The sequence below is a fragment of the Nocardia arizonensis genome (assembly GCF_001310275.1).
In the GTDB taxonomy this organism is placed as follows: domain Bacteria; phylum Actinomycetota; class Actinomycetes; order Mycobacteriales; family Mycobacteriaceae; genus Nocardia; species Nocardia arizonensis.
In genome coordinates this window covers 86687-111169 of record NZ_LGYZ01000110.1, presented here as the reverse complement: position 1 = coordinate 111169, position 24483 = coordinate 86687, and the positions used below count along the sequence as shown (strand labels likewise).

The 24483-nt window shown below is 70.6% G+C and carries 2 protein-coding genes; both read left to right on the top strand.

Annotated features, from left to right (window positions below; translation table 11 throughout):
- Positions 1-16 precede the first annotated feature (16 nt).
- Positions 17-7300, top strand: coding sequence for a non-ribosomal peptide synthetase (locus APZ21_RS25835; protein ID WP_054815875.1), 7284 nt, complete (start codon positions 17-19; stop codon positions 7298-7300).
- 311 nt (positions 7301-7611) lie between these two features.
- A complete protein-coding gene (locus APZ21_RS25830) occupies positions 7612-24339 on the top strand; it encodes an amino acid adenylation domain-containing protein (protein ID WP_420845278.1) in 16728 nt (5575 codons plus the stop codon).
- Positions 24340-24483 lie beyond the last annotated feature (144 nt).

The window sequence follows — 24483 nt, the reverse complement described above, 5'->3', positions numbered from 1 at the left end:
AGGTGATCACACCCGAATGGAAACTGCCCGTCGTTCTGGCCGTTCTAGTCGTCGCCGCAGGGCGGGCAGCCCCACCTTCGGCCAACTGCTGACCGCCGCCGTCGAATCGGCGGCCGACTCGATCGCCGTGCGCGGCGTCGACGCCGCCCTCACCTATCGCCAGCTCGACGCGGATTCCTCCCGGCTGGCCCGCGAACTGATCGAACGCGGCGTCGGCCCCGGCGACGTGGTCGCCATCGGCATCGCCCGCAGCGTCGAATCGGTGATCGCGGTGTGGGGGGTGGCCAAGACCGGCGCGGCCTTCGTGCCGGTCGACCCGGCCTATCCGGCCGACCGCATCGCCCACATCCTCACCGACTCCGGCGCGGTCATCGGCCTCACCATCGCGCCGTATCGGGCCGTGCTCGGCACCGCCGTCTACTGGATCGAGCTGAGCGATCCGGTCGTCGCCAACCGCATCGCCGACCGCCCGGAACACCCGATCTCCTACACCGACCGGGTCCGGCCGCTCGACGAACGCCACCCGGCCTATGTGATCTACACCTCCGGTTCCACCGGTAAGCCGAAGGGTGTGGTGGTCACCCACACCGGGCTCGCCGGTCTGGTCGCGGCCGAACGCGAGCACTACGGCGTGGACGAGCGGTCAAGGGTGCTGCACGTCTGTTCGCCCAACTTCGACGTGTCGGTGCTGGAACTGCTGCTGGCCTTCACCGCGGGCGCGACGCTCGTGGTCGCCCCGCCCGGCGTCTTCGGTGGATACGAATTGGCCGATCTGCTGCGGCGCGAGCGCGTGACGCACATGTTGATCACCCCGGGCGCGCTGGAGTCGGTGGATTCCGCCGATCTGCCCGACCTGCGGGTGGTCGTGGTCGCGGGCGACAAATTCGGCCCCGAACTGGTCGGCCGCTGGGCCGACGGCGTTCGCGAGTTCTACAACGGCTACGGCCCCACCGAGGCCACCATTCTCGCCACCAGCTCCGCGCCCATGCGCGGTGACGAGCCGGTCACCATCGGCACCGCCATTCCCGGCGTCGGGGCCTTCGTCCTCGACCCGCGGCTGCGGCCGGTGCCCGCGGGCGTCATCGGCGAACTGTATCTGTCGGGTCCGGCGCTGGCACAGGGCTATCTCGGTCGTCCGGGCCTGAGCGCGGAACGCTTCGTGGCCAGCCCGTTCGGCGCGGACACGGGTAATCCCGGCGCCCGGCTCTACCGCACGGGCGATCTGGTGCGCCGCGCCGAGGAGGGCGGCGCGATCGAGTACCTGGGCCGCGTCGACTTCCAGGTGAAGGTGCGCGGATTCCGCATCGAACTCGGCGAGATCGACAATGCCCTGACCGCCCATCCCGCCATCGACTACGCCGCGACCCTCGGTAGGACACTGCCCTCGGGGCAGACCGCGCTGGTCTCCTATGTCCTGCCGCACGGTCACGCCACCGTCGACACCGCCGAACTCACCGCGTACCTCGCGCAATCCTTACCGGCGTACATGATTCCGGCCGCGATCGTGGTCCTGGACGAGATCCCGCTGAACGCGGTCGGCAAACTCGACCGCGCCGCGCTGCCCGAACCGGTCTTCGCCGCCCGCGAATTCCGCGAGCCCGCCACGGCCACCGAACGCACCGTCGCCGACGTGTTCGCCGCGGTGCTGCTCGGCGACGCCACCCCGGTCGGCGCGGACGACGACTTCTTCGAACTCGGCGGCAACTCGCTGCTGGCCGCCCAGGCCGCGGCGCGCATCGGCTCCGCGCTGGACGTGCGGGTTCCGGTGCAACTGCTGTTCGAGGCGTCGACGGTCGCGGCTCTGGCCGAACGGGTCGAACAGCAGGCGGGCACCCCCGCCGGACGGGCGCTGCACGCGGTCGAGCGGCCTGCGCGGATTCCGCTGTCCTATGCCCAACAGCGCATGTGGTTCCTGAACCGCTTCGATCCCGACAGCGCGGTCAACAACATCCCGATGGCGGTGCGCCTGACGGGCCGCCTCGATGTCGCGGCCCTGCGTGCGGCGGTCGCCGACCTGGTCGAGCGGCACGAGGTGCTGCGGACGCGGTATCCCGAGGTCGACGGCCAGGGTGTGCAGCGGATACTCGCGGTCGGCGAGCCCGGCGCCACGCCCGACCTGCCGGTCGTCGACGCAGTCGAGGAGCGCGTTCCCGAACTGATCGGCGCGGCCGTGCTCACCGGATTCGACGTGACCGCAGCGCCGCCGATCAGGTTGCGGCTGCTCCGCCTCGGCGCGACGGAACACGTGCTGGTCTGTGTGGTGCACCACATCGCGGGCGACGGATTCTCCACCGGTCCGCTCACCCGCGACCTCATGACCGCCTATGTCGGGCGCGCGGCGGGGTCGGCGCCCGACTGGGCCGCGCTCGAGGTGCAGTACGCCGACTACGCGATCTGGCAGCGCACGACTCTCGGTTCCGAGGACGACCCGGATTCGCTGCTCGGCAGGCAGATATCGTACTGGCAGCGCGAATTGGCCGGGCTGCCAGAACAATTGAACCTGCCCGCGGAGCGCCCCCGTCCCACGGTGGCCAGCTACCGCGGCGACACCTTCCGCGCGACGGTATCGCCGCAACTGCACGAGGCACTGCGAAACGTTGCCGCACGGCACAATTCGACCCTGTTCATGGTCGTGCACGCCGCGCTGGCGGTACTGCTGTCGCGACTGTCGGGCACCCGCGACATCGCCATCGGCACCCCGATCGCCGGACGCGGCGAAGCGGCGCTCGACGATCTGATCGGCATGTTCGTCAACACCCTCGTGCTGCGTACCGAGGTCGATCCCGGCATCGGTTTCGCCGAACTGCTCGGCCGGGTCCGCGCGAGCGACGTGGATGCCTTCGGCCACGCCGACGTGCCCTTCGAAAGGCTGGTGGAACTGCTCGACCCGGTGCGCTCCACCGCGCGCCACCCGCTGTTCCAGGTGCTGTTGGTCCTCCAGAACCTCACGCCGACCACACTGGAACTGCCCGAACTGACCGTCGCGCCCGTCGAGATGTCGGTGCCGCTGGCGAAATTCGACCTGCAACTCGAGGTGGTCGAGCAGATCGCGGCGGACGGATCGGCGCATGGCCTGTCGCTGGCCTACACCTACGCCACGGATCTGTTCGACGAGGCGACGATCCGCGATCTCGCCGACCGATTCGCCTTGGTGCTGTCGGCCGCCGCCGCCGACCCCGCGGCCGTGGTGGGCGATATCGACCTGCTCGCCGCCGGGGAACGCGAACTCGTTCTACGCGAATGGAATACCCGGGGCGCGGTGATTCCCGAGGTCACCCTGGTCGACCTGATCGCGGTGCAGGCGCGGCGGCGTCCCGACGCGGTGGCGATCCGATTCGGCGACACCACACTGACCTTCGCCGAATTGCAGCGCAAGGCCAACAGCGTGGCGCGGGCTCTCATCGCGCGCGGCGCCGGTCCCGAGCGGCTGGTCGCGGTCGCCGTTGGCCGCACCGAGGAACTGCCGGTCGCCCTGCTCGGCGTGCTGCTCAGCGGCGCGGGTTATCTGCCGATCGACACCGCGTATCCGGTGCAGCGGCTCGAATTCATGCTCACCGACGCCGCGCCCGCGTGCGTGCTCACCACCGACGCCGAACGCGACGCGATCCCCAATACCGGTGCGCCCGTGGTGCTGTTGGAGGAGACGCCCGCCTTCGCCAGCGCGCCGATCACCGACGCGGACCGCGTCGCGCCGCTGCGCCCGGACAATCTCGCCTACGTGATCTACACCTCCGGCTCGACCGGTGTGCCCAAGGGCGTCGGCGTCGCGCACCGCAACGTGGTCGAACTGTTCGCGAATACGCAACTGCTGTTCGAATTCGACGAGACCGACGTGTGGACGCTGTTCCACTCCTTCGCCTTCGACTTCTCGGTGTGGGAGCTGTGGTGCGCGCTGGCCAACGGCGGCGCCGTGGTCGTGGTCGATTATCTGACCTCGCGTTCGCCGGAACTGTTCCGCGACCTGCTGATCCGCGAACAGGTCACGGTGCTGAACCAGACGCCCTCGGCGTTCTACCAGCTGGCCGAGGCCGATCGCGCCGCGCACGCCACCGGGCCGGGCAAATTCGCGCTGCGCTACATCGTCTTCGGCGGCGAGGCGCTCGACCCGCGCAGGCTGCGCCGCTGGTACGAACGGCATCCGGTGGACGCGCCGTGGCTGGTGAACATGTACGGCATCACCGAGACCACCGTGCACGTGTCGTTCCTGTCGTTGGACGAGCAGATGGTCGACATCCCGGCCAGTGTCATCGGCCGCGCGCTGCCCGGACTCGACGCCTACGTCGTCGACCCGCGACTGCATCCCGCGCCGGTCGGGGTCGCGGGGGAGATCACCGTCGCGGGTCGGCAGCTCTCGCGCGGCTACCTGGGCAGACCGGGGCTCACGGCGACCCGTTTCGTCGCCAACCCCTTCGGCGCGCCCGGATCGCGCATGTACCGCACCGGCGATGTCGGGCGCTGGGTCGGACTCGGCGGCACGGCGAATCTGGAATACGCGGGCCGCAGCGACCAGCAGGTGCAGGTGCGCGGCTTCCGCATCGAACTCGGCGAGATCGAGGCCGCGCTGCTGAACTGCCCCGGCGTCAGCCAGGCGGTGGTCGTGGTCGACACCGACGAGCAGGCGGGCGACCGGCTCATCGGCTACGCGGTGCCCGACCGCGGCGCGGGCGGCCTCGATCCGGTCGAACTGCGCACCGAGGTCGCGCGATTCCTGACCGGCTACATGGTGCCGGACGCCGTCGTCGTCATCGACGCGCTGCCGCTCACCCCCAATGGCAAATTGGATCGCAAGGCTTTGCCCGCGGCCGAATTCGTCAGCGCCGCGGCCTTCCGCGCACCGTCCTCGCCGATCGAACAAGCCGTCGCCGAGGTGTACGCCGAACTGCTCGGTGTCGCCGAGGTGGGTCTGGACGACGACTTCTTCGCCCTCGGCGGCAATTCGCTGCTCGCGACCCGCGCGGTCGCCAGGGTCAACGCCGCGCTCGACGCGGGCGTCGCGGTACGCGAACTGTTCGAGGCGCCGACGGTGGCGGAGTTGGCCGCGCGCGTGCAGGCCGGTGCGGGCCGTGGCCGGGTGCGCGTGCCGCTGACCCGTGTCCAGCGGCCCGAACGGGTGCCGCTGTCACTCGCGCAGCAGCGCATGTGGGTGCTCAACCGGCTCGACCCGGCCTCGCCCGCCTACAACATCCCGCTTGCCATCCGGCTCACCGGCGCACTCGACGTCTCCGCGCTGCGCTACGCAGTCGCCGACGTGCTGGAACGGCACGAGGCATTGCGCACCCGCTATCCCGCCGCGGACGGCGTTCCTTACCAGGACGTGGTTTCGGTCGCCGAGGCGCTGCCGGGCGGACTCGAGGTCGAGGTGACCGACGACCCGATCGCGCGGGTCACCGAGCTGCTGTCGGGCGGGTTCGACGTCACGGCCAAGGTGCCGCTGCGCGCCGCGCTGCTGGCGGCCGGCGCCGATGCCGTCCATCACGCCGAAGACCATCTGCTGGTCGTGGTGGTGCACCACATCGCCGCCGACGGTGTCTCGATGGCGCCGCTGGCACGGGATCTGGCCACCGCATACGTCGCGCGGGTCGAGGGCCGCTCGCCCGCGTGGGCCCCGCTGGACGTGCAGTACGCCGACTTCGCGCTGTGGCAGCGCGCCGAGATCGGCGAGGACACCGACGAGAACTCGGTGGCGGCAAGGCAATTGGCGTTCTGGCGCGATGAGCTCGCCGGACTGTCCGGTGAACTGGCGCTGCCGCTGGACCGCCCGCGGCCCGCGGTGCCGTCCATGCGCGGCGCGACCACCGCGATCATCCTGCCCGCCGCGACGCACGACCAACTCGCCGCCCTCGCGCGGGCGCACAACTCCACCCTGTTCATGGTGGTGCACGCCGCGCTCGCGGTACTGCTCGCGCGCATGTCCGGCAGCGCCGACATCGCCATCGGCACCGCGGTCGCCGGGCGCGGTGAGCGGGCGCTCGACGATCTGGTCGGCATGTTCGTCAACACACTGACCCTGCGTACCCGGGTGGATTCCGGGGCGAGCTTCGCCGAACTGGTCGAACTGGCACGGGAAACGGATCTGTCCGCCTTCGGCAATGCCGACGTGCCGTTCGAGCGGGTGGTCGAGGAGGTCGCGGCCGGGCGCGGCGGCCACAATCCGCTGTTCCAGGTGGTGCTGTCGTTCGAGAGCACCGAGCAGCCCTCGCTCGAACTGCCCGGACTGACCATCCACGGACTGGACGCGGGCACGGTCGCGGCGAAATTCGATCTCCAGGTGCTGGTCGACCCGCGCCGCGACGCCGATGGCACCGCCGGTGAGCTGAGCGTGGTCTTCAGCTACGCCACCGACATCTTCGACGAGTCCACCGCGCGGTCGTTCGCCCGTCGTTTCGAGCGCATCGTGACCGCGGTCGTCGGCGACCCCGCGGTGATCGTCGGCGATATCGACATCCTCGACGCCGAGGAGCGCGACCGGGCGCTCACCGGATCGGGCGCGCCGGACTCGGGTGAGACCGGCGGCGCGGGCGCGGCCCTCGGACAGGCGCTCACCGCCGCCGTCGAGGACGATCCGCAGGGGCCCGCCGTGGTGTGGGGCGAGGAAGCGGTGTCCTACCGTGACCTCGACGCTCGGTCCTCGCGGCTGGCGCGGGTGCTCATCGAGGACGGTCGCGGACCGGGCGACGGCATCGCGGTGCGGCTCGACCGCGGGGTGGACGCCGTGGTCGCGCACTGGGCGGTGCTCAAGGCGGGCGCGGCGATCGCGGTGCCCCCGGCCCGCGCGGCGCTCACCATCACCCGCGGCGGCGCCCCGGAAACCGGCAGGCTGTCGCTGGACGATCCGACCGTCGCGGCGCGGCTGGACGCGCAGTCGCCGCGGCCGGTGACCTACGCCAACCGCGTGCGGACGCTGCGCGGCGGCGACCCGGTCCTGATCGGCCCCGGCGGGACGGTGACCTACGACGAGCTGGCGACCGCCGCCGAACGCTTGGCCCGGCACGAGGTGAGCTTCGAGTCGCGCACCTTCGGCGTCGAACGGACCGATTCGGTCGCGGCGCTGCTGGAGACCGTCGTGGCGGGCGTGAACGGCGCGTCCATCGTGGTTGGCTCCGCGGGGGCGGACCCGACCGGATTCCTCGCCGACGAGTGGGTCACCCACTTCGTCACCGACGCGTATTCGGCTGCCGGGGTGCGGGTCGCGGAGTTGGAGGACCTGAAGGTCGTGGTGTTCGACGGCGATCCGGCCGCGGCGCCGGGCCTCGACGGCGCGGTCGAGGTGGTGACACTGTCGGATCTGTTCGGCCGCTGACCGGCCCCCGACCGGCGTCGAACGTCCGTTCACGCGGGCCCGGGGGCTGAGCTGCGCGTCTGGTAACGATCGAGGCTTGTCTCTACGATGCACACGAGGTGGGCGTGCGAGGGGAGCACACGATCGAACTGCGGAGATGGATAGGGTGAGTGCTGCATGAACCGGGTGGACTTGGGTCGCCGAGCCGCGACATGGGGCCGGGTGCAGGCATGAGCCGCCCCACCCGGACGCGACCGACCCGCACTCCTCGGTCGCGCGTCAAAACGCTGCCCCAGTTGCTGCTCGGCGCGGTCGAGGCCAACCCGGCCGGTATCGCGGTGCGCTTCGCCGACGCCGAGGCCACCCTCGCCGAACTGACCTACGCCGAACTCGACGAGCGCTCGACCCGGCTGGCGCGCCTGCTGATCGATCTCGGCGTCGGCCCCGAGGATCTGGTTGCGGTGGGGGTGCCGCGCTCGGTGGAATCGGTCGTGGCGACCTGGGCGGTCATCAAGACCGGCGCGGGCTTCCTGCCCGTCGACCCGAAGTACCCGGCCGACCGCATCGAGCACATGGTCACCGATTCCGGTGTGCGACTCGGGTTGACGGTCGGCGCTGTGGTCGACAGCCTGCCCGCGCGGGTGGCCTGGTCGGTACTGGATTCCGCCGAACTCGTCGCCGAACTCGCCGGTCACTCGGGCGAGCCGGTGACCTACGCCGACCGGGTGCGTCCCCTGCGCGCCGAACATCCCGCCTACGTCATCTACACCTCCGGCTCGACCGGTCTGCCCAAGGGCGTGGTGGTCACCCAGGCCGGGCTGTCGAGTTTCTGCGACGAACAGCGTGATCGCTACCGGGTAACCAGCGAGTCCCTGACCCTGCACTTCGCGTCGCCGTCCTTCGACGCCTCGGTGCTGGAGCTGCTGCTCGCCCTCGGTGGCGCGGCCACCATGGTCGTGGTCGCCCCCACCGTGTACGGCGGCGACGAACTCGCGGCGCTGCTGCGGCGCGAGCGGGTCACCCATGCCTTCATCACCCCCGCCGCGCTCGCCTCGATCGATCCGAGCGGGCTCGACGAGCTGCGCGTTGTGGTCGCGGGCGGCGAGGCATGCCCGCCCGAGCTCGTGCGCCGCTGGGTGCTGCCCCTCGCCGACGGGACGAGCAGGGAGTTCTACAACGGCTACGGTCCGACCGAGACCACGATCATGACCAATATCAGCGCACCGCTGGTACCGGACGAGATCGTCACCATCGGGGGCCCCATCCGAGCCATCACCGAATACGTGCTGGACGACCGGCTGATCCGGGTGCCCGCCGGTGTCGTCGGCGAGCTGTACATCACCGGTGCGCAGCTGGCGCGCGGCTACCACGAGCGGCCATCGCTGACCGCCGCGCGTTTCGTGGCGAATCCCTTCGACCCAAGCGGTTCCCGGCTGTACCGCACCGGCGACCTCGTGCGCTTCACACCGTCCGGTGAGGTGGAATACCTGGGGCGCAACGATTTCCAGGTCAAGATTCGCGGATTCCGCATCGAGCTCGGTGAGATCGACGCGGTGCTCGCCGGACACGACACCGTCGACTTCGCGGTCACGGTGGGCCATGTTCTCGATACCGGCGCGACGATTCTGGTCGCCTATGTCCACGCCGCGCCCGGCGCGAGCGTCGATGTCGACGCGCTCACCGAATTCGCCGGGCGCAGTCTGCCCGCGCACATGGTGCCGACCACGGTCATGGTGCTCGACGAGATTCCGCTCACCCCGGTCGGCAAGCTCGACCGCGCCGCGCTGCCCGAACCGCGGTTGCGGACCAAGGAGTTCCGCGCGCCGCGCGGCCGAGCCGAGACGCTGGTCGCCGAGGTCTTCGCCGAGTTGCTCGACACCGACGCCGTGATCGGCGCCGACGACGACTTCTTCGCGCTCGGCGGCAACTCGCTCATCGCCACCAGGGTCATCGCCCGCCTCGGCGCGGAGCTGGACACCCAGGCGCCCGCCCGGCTGATCTTCGAGGCGCCGACGGTGGCCGCGCTGGCGCAGCGGCTGTCCGAATCCGCGGGTTCGGGACGCAAGCCCGCGCTGGAACGGGCGGTACCCCGTCCCGATCCGATTCCGCTGTCACCGGCACAGCAGCGCATGTGGTTCCTGAGCCGCTTCGACCCGAATTCGGCAGCCAACAACATCCCGTTCGCGGTGCGCCTGTCGGGCGCGCTCGACGTGGACGCCTTGCAGGCCGCGGTCGCCGATCTCGTCGAACGCCACGAGACGCTGCGCACGGTGTACCCGGACGTGGACGGCACGGGTTATCAGGAGGTGCTGCCCGCCGAGCGCGCGCTGCCCGATCTGGCACCGCAGCCGATCAACGAATCCGAACTGCGCGACTGGCTGCTGGATTCGGTGCTGTCGGGATTCGACGTCACCGCCGAGGTGCCGCTGCGCATGGGCCTGGCCCGGCTGGGCACGCGGGATTACGTCCTGTCGGTGGTGGTGCATCACATCGCCGCCGATGGCGCCTCGGTGGCGCCGATGGTGCGCGACCTCATGAGCGCCTATACGGCCCGCGCCGCCGGTGTCGGTCCGCGCTGGACGCCGCTTCGGGTGCAGTACGTCGACTACACGCTGTGGCAGCGCACGGTCCTCGGCGACGAACACGATACGGAATCGGTGGCCGCGGCCCAGCTCGCCTACTGGCGCGAGAATCTGGCGGGGCTGCCCGATCGCATCGACCTGCCCGCCGACCGTCCGCGTCCGGCGACGCCGTCGGGTCGCGGCGCGGTCCACTCCTTCGAGATCCCGGGCGCGGTCACCGCCTCGCTCAATGAGATCGCCCACGAATGCGGCGCGTCGCTGTTCATGGTGCTGCACACCGCGCTGTCGGTATTCCTCGCGCGGATGTCGAATTCCGACGACATCGCCGTCGGCACGCCGGTGGAGGGTCGCGGCGAGGCCGAACTCGACGATCTCATCGGCATGTTCGTCAATACCCTGGTGCTGCGCACTCGGGTCGACCGCGACGCCTCGTTCCTCGAGTTGCTGCACGCGGTCAAGGAGACCGATCTCGGCGCGTTCTCCCACGCCGAACTGCCCTTCGAGCGGCTGGTCGAGGTGCTCGACCCGGTGCGCTCGCAGTCGCATCACCCGCTGTTCCAGGTGGCGCTGTTCTTCCAGAACATGGACAGCGCGACCCTGGAACTGCCGGATCTGTCGGTGGAGGTCGTCGAATTCGACGGCGCGGTCGCCAAATTCGATCTCCAGTTGACCGTGCAGCCGCGGCCGGCCGACGGCACGCCTGCCGGCATGCCCGCGCTGTTCACCTACGCCACCGATCTGTTCGACGAAGCCACCGTCGCCGAATTCGCGGAGCGGTTCCTCCGCATCCTGTCCGCGATCGTGGTCGATCCCTCGCGCCCGGTCGGCGCGATCGATCTGCTCGCGCCGGTGGAGCGCGACCGTATCCTGTTGGACTGGAACGACACTCGTCATCCGGTCGATTCCGAATCGCTGCTCGACGGCTATCGGCGCGCGGTGGCCGCGCGGCCGGACGCGGTGGCGCTGGCGCACGAGGGCGTCGAACTGACCTACCGGGAGTTCGACGCGCGTGTCAACCGTCTCGCGCGGCTGCTGATCTCGCGCGGCGTCGGCGCGGAAGCGCTGGTGGGATTGGCGATTCGGCGCTCGCTCGACCTGGTCGTCGGCATGTACGCCATCGTGACCGCCGGTGGCGCGTACGTGCCGCTCGACCCGGACCATCCCGCCGAACGCATCGGGCACATCCTCGACACCGCGCGCCCGGTGTGCGTGCTGAGCACCGCCGCCGACGCGGCGGCGCTGCCCGGCGGCGTGGAGACCGTGCTGGTCGACCGGGTCGACCTCGGCGGCTTCGACGCGGCGCCGGTGCGGCCTGCGGAACTCGTGCGTCCGCTCTCGCCCGCGCATCCGGCCTATGTGATCTTCACCTCCGGCTCGACCGGCAGGCCAAAGGGCGTGGTGATCTCGCACGCGGCCATCCACAACCAGATCACCTGGATGCTGGCGGAATACCCGCTCGGCCCCGACGACGTCTACCTCCAGAAGACCGCGACCACCTTCGACGTGTCGCTGTGGGGTTTCTTCATGCCGCTGCGCGTCGGCGCGGCCCTGGTCGTGGCGACCCCCGACGGCCACCGCGACCCGGAGTACGTCGCGCACACCATCGCCGCGCGACGGGTCACGGTCACCGACTTCGTGCCATCGATGCTGACGGTCTTCGCCGCGCACGCCCGCGCGACCGCGCTGCGGACCCTGCGCCACGTCTTCGTGATCGGCGAGGCGCTGCCACCGGAGACGGTGGCGGCCTTCGCGGCGGTGAGCGACGCCGCCGTGCACAATCTGTACGGTCCCACCGAGGCCGCCGTCTCGGTCACCTACTGGCGGGCGGGCACCGGCGCGGCGAATTCGGTGCCGATCGGTCTCCCGCAGTGGAACACCCAGGTCTACGTGCTGGATTCGCGCCTGCGCGCGGTGCCCGCGGGTGTGGTGGGCGAACTGTATCTCGCCGGTGACCAGTTGGCGCGCGGCTACGCGGGGCGAGCGGATCTGACCGCGGACCGGTTCGTGGCCAACCCCTTCGGCTTCGGCGACCGCATGTACCGCACCGGCGACCTGGTGCTCTGGCGGCGCGCGGCCGACGGCCGCCACGTACTGGACTACCTGGGCCGCACCGACTTCCAGGTGAAGTTCCGTGGCCAGCGCATCGAACTCGGCGAGATCGAGACCGCGCTGCTGGCCCGGCCCGGCGTGAGTCAGGCCGTCGCGGTGGTCGCCACCGGCCCGACCGGCGATCAGCTGGTCGGCTATGTGGTGCCCGGTCCCGGACGCACCCTCGACCCGGTCGCTCTGCGCGACGAGGTCGCCGAGGTGCTGCCCGCCTATATGGTGCCCGCCACGGTGCTCGTGCTTGACGCGTTGCCGCTCAACACCTCCGGCAAACTCGACCGAAAGGCGCTGCCCGCCCCGGTCTTCGAGGCAAGGGCCTTCGCCGAACCCGCCACCGCGCTCGAGGAGGCCGTGGCACAGGTGTTCGGCGAGGTGCTCGGCGTCGAGCGCATCGGCCGCGACGACGACTTCTTCGACCTCGGCGGCAATTCGCTCAGCGCGACCCGGGTCGCCGCCCGCCTCGGTGACGCGCTCGACACCCGTGTGCCCGTCCGCTTGATCTTCGAGGTCTCAACGGTCGCCGGTCTGGCCGCGCGGGTGGAACTGTCCGAGGGCGGACGTCCGGCGCTGGTGGCCGGACCGCGCCCGCAGCGCATTCCGCTGTCGCTGGCCCAGCAGCGCATGTGGTTCCTCAACCAGTTCGACACCGCCTCCGCGGCATACAACCTGCCGGTCGCGGTGCAGTTGACCGGCGCGCTCGATATCGCCGCGCTGCGCGCCGCCGCCGCCGACATCGTGGCCAGGCACGAGACACTGCGCACCCGCTACCCGCAGACCGACGACGGCCCGGAGCAGATCATCCTGCCCCCGGCGCAGGCGGCTCCGGTCGTCGAGCCGATCGTGGTCGGCGAGGACGAGTTGTTCGAGCGGATCGCCGAGATCGCCGGCGCCGGTTTCGACGTCGCCACCGAGGTGCCGCTGCGCATGGCGCTGTTCCGGGTCGGGGGCAGGCCGGACGAATTCGTACTGCTGCTCGTGGTGCACCACATCGCCGCCGACGGCTGGTCACTCGGCGCGCTGACCCGCGACGTTATGGCCGCCTACGCCGCGCGTTCACAAGGGGCGCAACCCAATTGGGCTCCGCTGCCGGTGCAGTACGCCGACTACGCGCTGTGGCAGCGTGCACTGCTCGGCGACAGCGCCGATGCCGGGTCGCTGGCCGCCAAGCAGATCGCGTACTGGACCGCGACACTGGCCGGACTGCCGGAGGAGTCCACCCTGCCGCTGGACCGGCCGCGCCCGGCCGTGCAGTCCTATCAGGGCGGCGCGGTGAGTTTCCGGGTGGACGCGCAGACCCACCGCGGTCTGCGGGAACTGGCGCGCGCGGCCAACGCGACCGTGTTCATGGTGGTGCACTCGGCGCTGGCGGTACTGCTCGCCCGCATGGCGGGCACCAACGACGTGGCCATCGGCACCCCGATCGCGGGTCGCGGCGCGGCCGAACTCGACGACGTCATCGGCATGTTCGTCAATACCGTGGTGCTGCGCACGCTGCTGGATCCGGGCGAATCCTTCACCGAACTGCTCGCCCGGCAGCGCGAGGACGATCTGGCGGCCTTCGCGCACGCCGACATCCCGTTCGAGCAGCTGGTGGAGGTGCTCGCGCCGGTGCGCTCCACCGGGCGCACGCCGCTGTTCCAGGTCGCGCTGTCGTTCGTGAACCTGCCTTCCGGCGATTTCGAACTGCCGGGTCTGAGCATTCGCGGTCTCGACGCCCCGGTCGACATCGAACGCTTCGACATGCAGTTGACCGTCGTGGAGGGCACCGCGGGAGGCGCGGACGGCATGGCGGGCGAATTGACCTACGCCCGTGACATCTTCGACGCCTCGACGGTGCGCGCCTTCGCCGAACGGTTCGTGCGGGTGCTGCGCCAGATCGTGCGCGCGCCCGCCACCCCGGTGGGCGATCTGCGTCTGCTCTCCGACACCGAGGCCGACCGGCTCACCCGCATGCGCGGTCCGGCCGTCTCGGCCGCGGGCACCCTGCCCGACATTCTGGCCGCCGCGGCGGCGGGCAATCCCGACGGCATCGCCCTCGAGGACGGCGAGCGCCGCCTCGACTACCGCGAACTCGACGCTTGTTCCTCGCGACTGGCACGCGAGCTGATCGACCGCGGCGTCGGTCCAGGTGACCTGGTCGCCATCGGCGTTCCGCGGTCGCTGGAATCGGTGCTGTCGTTCTGGGCGGTCGCCAAGTCGGGCGCGGGATTCGTGCCGGTTGACCCGAACTATCCGCCGGAGCGGGTGGCGCATATGCTCGCCGACTCCGGTGCGGTCCTCGGCCTGACCGTGCACGCGGTGCGCCCCGGCCTCGGCGACGGCATCGACTGGCTCTCGCTCGACGATCCCCGCTTCGAGGCGGCGGTCGGCGCGCGCGCCGCGGACCCGGTCACCGACGCCGAACGTCTACGCCCGGTGCGCGCGGCCAACGTCGCCTACATGGTCTACACCTCCGGCTCCACCGGCGTGCCGAAGGGCGTCGCGGTGACCCACGCCGGACTCGCGGGCTACAGCGCCGAACAGCGCGAGCGGTTCACCGTCGACTCGGATTCGCGCACACTGCATTTCGCGACGCCGAGCTTCGACGGCGCGGTACTGGAGCTGCTGCTCGCGACGGGTGCGGCGGCGACCATGGTCGTCGTACCGACCGATGTCTACGGCGGCGCGGACCTGAGCGAACTGCTGCGCGTGCGCCGGGTCACCCACATGTTCATCACCGCGGCGGCGCTGGCCTCGCTCGATCCGACCGGACTCACCGACCTGCGCGCGGTGTTCACCGGCGGTGAGACCTGGTCGCCGGACCTGGTGCGCCGCTGGGCGGTCGACGGCAGGCACTTCCACAACGCCTACGGCCCCACCGAAACCACCATCATCGTCAACTTCAGCGAACCGCTGGCCCCCGGCGATCACATCACCATCGGCGGCCCGATCCGCGGCGTCACCGAATGGGTGCTCGACGAGCGCCTCCATCCGGTGCCCGTCGGCGTCTCCGGCGAGCTGTACATCGCGGGCGACCAGGTCGCGGCGGGCTATCACCGTCGCCCGAGCCTGACCGCGGCGCGGTTCGTGGCCTGCCCGTGGCAGCCGGGTGCGCGCATGTACCGCACCGGCGACGTGGTGCGCTGGACCCCGCGCGGGGAGGTCGAATTCGTCGGCCGCAACGACTTCCAGGTCAAGGTGCGCGGTTTCCGCATCGAACTCGGCGAGATCGACGCCGTGCTGGCCGATCACGACAGCGTGGACTTCGCGGTGACCGTCGGCCGCAAGACCGCGACCGGCGCGACCGTGCTGGTGTCCTATGTGCACCCGGCGCCGGGACGGTCGGTGGACGTCGGCGCGCTCACCGTCTACGTCCAGCAGCGCATGCCCGCGCACATGGTGCCGACCTCGATCATGGTGCTCGACACCATCCCGCTGAACCCGGTCGGCAAACTCGACCGCAAGGCGCTGCCGGAACCGGTCTTCGAGACCGCGATGTTCCGCGCCCCCGCGACCGCGCTGGAACAGGCGGTGGCCGAGGTGTACGCCGAGGTGCTCGGACTCGAGCGCGTCGGCGTGGACGACGATTTCTTCGCACTCGGCGGCAACTCGCTCAGCGCCACCCGGGTCAGCGCTCGGCTCGGCGCGGCGCTCGACACCCGGGTGCCGGTGCGCCTGCTGTTCGAGGCGCCCACCGTCGAGGCGCTGGCCGCGCGGGTGGAGATCCCGGCGGGCGAGGCCAGGCCCGCGCTGGTGGCCCGGCCGCGGCCCGAACAGGTGCCGCTGTCGCTGGCCCAGCAGCGCATGTGGTTCCTCAACCAGTTCGACACCGCCGCGCCGACCTACAACATCCCGGTCGCCGTGCGGCTGACCGGTGTGCTCGATGTCGATGCACTGCAACAGGCGGTGGCCGACGTGGTCGCCCGCCACGAGATCCTGCGCACCACCTATCCGCAGACCGACGACGGCCCGGTGCAGGTGATCGTGCCCGCCGCACAGGCCGTGCCGCGGGTGCACCCGATCGTGGTGCGCGACGCCGATCTGCCCGCCCGCATCGCCGAGACCATCGGCGCGGGCTTCGACGTGGCGGCCGAGATCCCGCTGCGGGTGGCCCTGTTCCGCGTGGAAGCCGCGCTCGACGATCACGTGGTGGTCTTCGTGGTTCACCACATCGCCGGTGACGGCTGGTCGATGGGCCCGCTGACCCGCGACGTCATGGCCGCCTACGCCGCGCGCGCCGGCGGAGTGGAGCCGGGGTGGGCGCCGCTGCCCGTGCAGTACGCCGATTTCAGCCTGTGGCAGCGGTCGGTGCTCGGCGACGAGGCCGACCCGGAATCGCTCGCCGCCGCGCAGATCGCCTTCTGGCAGCGTGAATTGTCCGGGCTGCCCGAGGAATCCACGCTCGCCGGTGACCGCCCGCGCCCCGCCGCGCCGAGCCAACGCGGCGCGGCCGTGGAGTTCGTGGTCGAGGCCGCGGTGCGCGACGGCCTCGCCGAACTGGCCCGCGCCCGTAACGCGACGCTGTTCATGGTCGTGCACTCCGCGCTCGCGGTCCTGCTCGGTAGGCTTTCCGGGGCAACGGATATCGCCATCGGCGCACCGGTCGCGGGCCGCGGTGACGCCGCCGTCGACGATCTGATCGGCATGTTCGTCAATACGGTCGTGCTGCGCAGCGATATCCGCGCGGGCGAGGCGTTCGCCGATCTGCTGACCCGCCAGCGCGACAGCGACCTGGCCGCCTTCGCGCATGCCGACATCCCGTTCGAGCGACTGGTCGACGTGTTGGAACCCGAGCGCTCGACCACCCGTTCGCCGCTGTTCCAGGTGATCCTGGCCTTCCAGAACCTGCCGGGCGGCTCCTTCGAACTGCCCGGATTGCGTGTCGGCACGGTCGAATTCGACGCCGCGGTGGAGAAGTTCGACCTGTCGCTGACGATCTACGAGACCGCCGACGCCGACGGCGCGCAGACGCTGTCGTGCCATCTGTCCTACGCCACCGATCTGTACGACCGCGCTACCGCCGCGAGCTTCGCCCAGCGTTTCCAGCGTCTGCTCGGCGCCGTCGCCGCCGATCCGCGCGTGGCGGTGGGCGATGTGGAACTGCTGACCGCGGCCGAACGCGACATCGTGCTGCGCTCGTGGAGCACGTACGGACCCGACACCGGCACCGACGCCACCCTGGTCGAACTGTTCGAGACCGCGGCGCGGGCCTGCGCCGAGCGCACCGCGGTCGTCTTCGACGGCGAACGGGTCGACTACGGCGAGCTCGCGCGCCGCGTGCACCGTTTGGCGCGCAGGCTGATCGAGGCGGGCGCGGGTACGGAGACACTTGTCGCCGTCGCGCTGCCGCGTTCACTTGACCTGGTCGTGGCCCTGTTGGCGACGGTCGAGGCGGGGGCGGGCTATCTGCCTGTCGACCCGACCTATCCGGCCGATCGCATCGCCTACATGCTCGATGACGCGCGACCGGTGTGCGTGCTGACCAACACCGAGCGCGATATCGAATTGCCCGAGGAACTGGCGACACTCGATATCGACGCCCTCGACCTGTCGGCCTACGACGACGCGCCGCTCACCGACGCCGACCGCCGTCATCCGCTGACCCCGGACACCATCGCCTACGTGATCTACACCTCCGGTTCCACCGGCCGCCCCAAGGGCGTGCGGGTACCGCACCGGAGCGTGGTCAAACTGTTCGCCAACACCAGGGCGAACTTCGGATTCGGTTCCGACGACGTGTGGACGATGTTCCACTCCTACGCCTTCGACTTCTCGGTGTGGGAACTGTGGGGTCCGCTGCTCTACGGCGGCACCCTGGTCGTGGTCGACTACTACGTCTCGCGCTCGCCCGAGCAGTTCCTGCAACTGCTGCGCCGCGAGCGGGTCACGGTGCTGAACCAGACACCGTCGGCCTTCTACCAGCTGGCCGAGGCCGATCGCTCGGCGGAGCCCGGCACGGCCCCGCTGTCGTTGCGTTACATCGTCTTCGGCGGTGAGGCGCTCGAATTGCGCAGGCTCTCCGACTGGTACGCCCGTCACGGCGACAACGCGCCGCGCCTGGTGAACATGTACGGCATCACCGAGACCACGGTGCACGTCACCTATCGCGCGCTCGACGCCGCCGCGGTCGCGGCGGCCAACGGCAGTCTGGTCGGCCGCGCCATCCCGGGTCTGCGGACCTACCTGCTCGACACCCGGCTGCGCCCGGTGCCCTCTGGCGTGCCCGGCGAGATCTACGTGGCGGGAACCCAACTCGCGCGCGGCTACCTCGGCAGGCCCGCGCTGACCGCGGGTCGTTTCGTGGCGAATCCGTTCGACGGTCCCGGCGAACTGCTCTACCGCTCAGGCGATCTCGCGCGCTGGAATCGCGACGGCGACCTGGAATACCTCGGCCGCGCCGACGACCAGGTCAAGGTGCGCGGTTTCCGCATCGAACTCGGCGAGATCGAGGCCGCGGTGCTGGCACAGGACCGGGTGCGCCAGAGCGCGGTCGTGGTGCGCGAGGACAAGCCCGGTGATCAGCGCATCGTCGCCTACCTCGTCGGCGATCCCGGCGTGGCCATCGATATCGACGCCGTGCGCGTCGGGGTCGGCGAGGTGCTGCCAACCTATATGGTGCCGTCGGCCTTCGTCGTCCTCGACGCGATTCCGCTGACCGCCAACGGGAAACTGGATCGGCGCGCGCTGCCCGCCCCGATCTTCACCACCACCGAGACGCGCGAGCCGATCGGCGACGTGGAGGCCAGGATCGCCGAATTGTTCACCCAGGTACTGGGTCTGGACTCGGTCGGCGTCGACGATTCGTTCTTCTCCGTCGGCGGCGACAGCATTCTGTCGATCCAGTTGGTGTCGCGGGCAAAGGCGGCGGGCATCGTCTTCACCCCGCGCGATGTCTTCGAACAGCGCACGGTGGCGGGGCTGGCCAAGGTCGCCGTCAGCGCCGCCGACCACGCGCCGGTGGTGCTGGAGGAATTGCGCGGCGGCGGTGTCGGCGATGTGGAGCTGACCCCGGTGCTGGCCGCGTATCTGGCCAACGGGTCCTTCGGTCGTTTCTTCCAGGCCATGGTGCTCGGCCTGCCGGAGGAGATCGACGCGGCGGGTCTGGTCGAGACCATCGGCGCGGTGCTCGATCACCACGACGTGCTGCGGTCGCGGGTCTACCGGGTCGACGGGCGCTGGCGTTTCGAGACCCTGCCCCCGGGTGCGGTGGAACCGGCGGAACTGGTCGGGCGCATCGATGTTCCGGCGGGGGTGAGCGAGGAGGAACTCCAGCGCATCGCGGCATCGGCCATGGAGGAGACCGTCGACGCCCTCGACCCGGGCGACGCCAAGATGCTGGCCTTCACCTGGCTGCACCGTCCCGACGGGCGCGACGTGCTGGCCGTGGCGGCGCACCACTACGCCATCGACGGTGTCTCCTGGCGCATCGTGATCCCGGACCTGGCGATGGCGTGGGCCCAGCGCTCGGCCGGTCAGCCCATCGCGCTGCCGCCGACGGGCACCTCCTTCCGGCGCTGGGCGCACGGACTGGTCGAGATCGCGGCGTCGCGGCAGCGTCGCGCCGAGATCGACTTCTGGAAATCGGTGGTGGCCACCCCGGACCCGCTGCTGGGCGATCGGTCCCTCGATCCGGCCTTCGACACCCAGGCCACCGTGCGGCGCGTGGAGGTCACCGTCGCGACGCAGGTCGCCGAGGCCGTGCTGACCAAGGTGCCCGCGCTCTACCGCGGCGGCGTCAACGACGGACTGCTGGCCGCGCTGGCCATGGCCGTGCGCGCGTTCCGCGCCCGCCGCGGCATCGACGCCCCGCGCACCCTGGTCAAACTCGAGGGCCACGGCCGTGAGGAAGAGGTCGTGCCCGGCGCCGACCTGACCCGCACCGTCGGCTGGTTCACCAGCATCTACCCGGTGGCGCTCGATCTGAGCACGGTCGACGCCGCGACGGTCTTCGACGGCGGCGAGGCCACCGGCGACGCCGTCAAGGCGATCAAGGAGCAGTTGCTCGCGGTGCCCGACAAGGGCATGGGCTACGGCCTGCTGCGCTATCTCAACGAGGACAGCGCCGAGGAGGTCGCCGGTCCGCTCGGCCAGATCAGCTTCAACTATCTCGGCCGGGTCTCCGCGGGCGGCGTGCCCGAGGGCCTGACCGCGATGGGCTGGATGCCGACCGGTGAAGTCGGACAGCACAATCCGGATCAGGACCACGGCATGCCCGCCGCCGCGGTGGTGGACGTCAACGCCATCGTCAACGACGGCGAGACCGGTCCGCGCATGGACGTGACCTTCCTCTACGCCGCCGAGGTCATCGACGAGGCGCAGGTGCGGGAACTGGCCGACGACTGGGTGGCCGCGCTCACCGCGCTGGCCCGGCATACCGAGGACCCGTCGGCGGGCGGGCTCACCCCCTCGGACGTGCCGCTGGTCGAGGTCACCCAGCCGGAGATCGACCGCTGGCGGCGCGAACGTCCCGACCTGACCGACATTCTGCCGCTGTCGCCGTTGCAGGCGGGTCTGTTGTTCCTCACCGAACTCAGCGCGTCGGCGGGCGAACCCGGCCTGAACGGTTCCGACGCCGTGGACGACTACGTCATGCAGTTCACCCTGGAACTGACCGGCCGCATCTACATCGACCGCATGCAGCGCGCGGCGCAGGCCGTGCTGGACCGGCACGCGAACCTGCGCACCGCCTTCGTCACCACGCGCGACGGCACACCGGTCGCATTGGTCGTGGATTCGGTGAAGGTGCCGTGGCAGGCCGTGGACGGCGTGCCAGACGACGAACTCGAGAACGTGCTCGCCGCCGATCAGCGCCGCCGCTTCGATCCGGCGGTCGCGCCGCTGGTGCGTTTCGCCATGCACCGCACGCTGTCGGGACGCAGCTTCCTGACCCTGACCACCCACCACATCCTGCTCGACGGGTGGTCGATGCCGCTGCTGATGAAGGATCTGCTTGCGCTGTACGCGCTGCGCGGCGATCCGTCCATGCTGCCGAGGGTCCGGCCGTACCGGGAATACCTGGCGTGGCTGCACACCCAGGATCAGGACGCGGCCCTGCGCGCCTGGACCGAGGCGCTGGCGGGCGTCGAACCGACCCCGCTCGCTGCCGCGCTGCCCGAACCGGTCTCGCCGGGTTCGGGCGTCGGCACCACCTCGTTCACGCTGCCGCCGGAGGAGACCGCGGCGCTGGCCGCACTCGCCACCGACACCGGCGTCACCATCAACACGGTGGTGCAGGCGGCCTGGGCGATGGTGATCGCGGGCAGCACCGATCGCGACGAGGCCGTCTTCGGCGCGGCCGTCTCGGGTCGCCCGCCGCAACTCGACGGCGTCGACTCGATGATCGGCCTGTTCGTGAACACGATTCCGGTGCGGGTCCGCTTCGATCCCAACTGGACCGTGCGCGATCTGCTCAGCCGGTTGCAGTCCGAACAGGCGGCACTGCTCGACCACCACTACATCGGCCTGGCCGACATCCAGCGCGGCATCGGGGTGGACGGGCTGTTCGACACCATGATCGCCTTCGAGTCCTATCCGGTCGACACCGAAGGACTGGAGAAGGCCAGCAGTATCGACGGCATGTCGGTGGCCGACCTGCAAGCGGTCAACTTCACCCACTACCCGATCACACTGCTGGTGAACCTGGATTCCCAGCTGTGGGTCAAGGTGCTCTACCAGCAGCAGACCGTGGACAGCGCGGTGGCGCAGTCGGTGACCGACCGAATGCGCATGCTCATCAGCGAATTCGTCACCGCACCGCAGCGCACCCTCGCGACGACGAATCTGCTGCTCAGCACGGAGCGTTTCGTTCTCGACTCGATGAACCGCACCGATGTCGCGTGGCCCGCCGACGATGCCACGCTGGTGTCGCTGTTCCACGCGCAGTGCGAGCGCACGCCCGACGCGCTCGCGGTGACCTTCGGCAAGGCGAGCATCACCTACGCCGAACTGCGCGACCGCGCCGACACCGTCGCGGGCGCCCTCGTGCGGCGCGGCGCGGGGCCGGACACGCTGGTCGGGGTCGCCATGCGGCGCTCCATCGATCTGGTGGTGGCGATCTACGCGGTGCTCGGGGCAGGCGCTGGCTACGTGCCGATCGACCCCGACCATCCGGTCGAGCGCAACGACCACGTGCTCACCAGCGCGCGGCCGCTGTTCGTGCTCACCACGGCCGCCGACGCCTTCGAGACCGACACCGAGGTCGAGGTGGTCGACCTGGCCGCGGTGGCGGTCGGTGCGGGCGCGGCGACCGTGCGACCGGCGCGCCCGGACAATCTGGCCTACGTCATCTACACCTCGGGTTCGACCGGACGCCCCAAGGGCGTCATGATCACCCACCGGCAGATGGTGAACCAGTTCCGCTGGGCGCAGTCGTCCTATCCGCACAACCGCTCCGATTCGGTCCTGCACAAGACGCCGATCACCTTCGACATCTCCACGTGGGAGTTGTTCTGGCCCTTGCAGACCGGCGCGCGAGTTGTCATCGCCGAACCCGACGGCCACCGTGACCCGCGCTACCTCGCCGATCTCATCGAGCGGGAATCGATCAGCAGCGTGCACTTCGTGCCGTCCATGCTCGACGCCTTCCTCGACCTGGCGCCCGACCTGCCGACGGCGGCGCCGCGCCGGGTCTTCGCCGCGGGCGAGGCGCTGTCGGCGGCCACCGTCGGCAGGTTCGACGCGGCACTGCCCGGCGCGCTGTACAACTGGTACGGCCCGGCCGAGGCGACGGTGGTCACCGCGGGTCGGGTGAACGGCGCGGAGCCGAACGCGGCGGTGTCGATCGGGTCGCCGGTCGCCAATACCCGCGTCTACGTGCTCGACCGGCAGTTGCGCCCGGTGCCGCTCGGGGCGCCCGGTGAGCTCTACATCGCCGGTGTGCAGTTGGCTCGGGGTTACATCGGCGCGCCGGGACCGACCGCGGAACGTTTCGTGGCCAACCCGTATCAGCGCGGCGCCCGGCTCTACCGCACCGGCGATATCGTCCGGCTCTCGCGCGGCGGTCTCGAATACCTGGGCCGCGCCGACTTCCAGGTCAAGATCCGCGGTCAGCGCATCGAACTGGGGGAGATCGAAGCGGTGCTGCTGCGACACGATTCGGTCGCGCACGCGGCGGTCGCGGTGGTGCCGGAGCCGGATCGGCTGGTCGCCTACGTGGTCGCCGCGCCCGAGCGGGAGATCGACGAGCGGGAACTGCTCCGACACGCCCGCGCGGGTCTGCCCTCCTACATGGTGCCCGCGGTGGTCGTCGTGCTGCCCGAACTGCCGCTCAATGCCAGCGGCAAATTGGACCGCCGGGCGCTGCCGGTGCCCGAGTTCACCGCCCGCGCCTTCCGCGCACCGGTCACCGCCATGCAGAAGACGGTCGCCGAGGTCTTCGAGGAGGTGCTCGGCCTCGACCGGGTCGGCCTCGACGACGATTTCTTCGCCCTCGGCGGGACCAGTCTGGTGGCGAGCAAGGTCGTGGCCCAATTGCGCGGGCGCACCGGGGTCGAGGTGCGGGTGCAGTGGTTCTTCCTGGCCCCGACGGTGCAGGCGCTGGCCGAGCGACTCACGGCGGCCGCCGCGGGCGCGCTTGACTACGACGCCGAATCCGACGCCGCGATGGGGCTGGTACTGCCCATCCGTACCGCAGGCACCGAACAGCCGCTGTTCTGCATCCACCCGATGTACGGATTGGCTTGGTGCTACACCGGATTCGTCCAATACGTCGACGAGCAGCGGCCCATCTACGGCATCCAGTCCGCGGCGCTGTCGGAGGACGGCCCGCCGCCGCGCTCGCTGCGGACGATGGCGCAGCGCTACGCGGCGGAGATCGCGGCCGCGCAGCCGGACGGGCCCTACCGCCTGCTCGGCTGGTCGCTCGGCGGTGTGCTCGCCCACGAGATCGCGGTGATCCTGCGCGAATCGGGCCGGGAGGTGGCGCTGCTGGCCATGCTGGACAGCGACCACAGCTTCGACCTGACCGTCTGGCGGACCACCATGGTCGAGATGCTGGCCGAACTCGGCGTCACCGGACTTGACATCGACCAGCTCGACGAACTGTCGGAGGCCGATTTCGTCAAGCTCTACGAGCTGATCCCGACGGAGATGGTCGGCATGACCCCCGACCGACTGCGGCGCATCTACACCAGCGCCATGCGCTCGGTGGGCCTGACCCAGGACTACGTACCGGGCGTCTACGACGGCACCATCGAGTACTTCCGCGCGGCGAACGACGAGCGCCGGAGCCACGACGTGATCGCGGCGTGGCGTCCGTACGCCGCGGCCGTGGTCGACCATCCGGTGCCGACGACCCACGAGCTGATGACACAGCCCGAGGCGCTGTCCGAGATCGGCCCGGTGCTGGACAAACTCCTGCGGACGGATTCGACCTACCGGCGGGGCGCGCGGTGATCGCAGGCGACACCGCCGCCGCGACGGCCCCGGGTTGTGAAATGTCGACGCTGGTCAGGCATGATGTGGAAACGTTCCGGTAACGACGACCTCTGTTATGACGACTACATAGGCCGTATGGTCGGGCGTGCCGCCGGGCAGCCC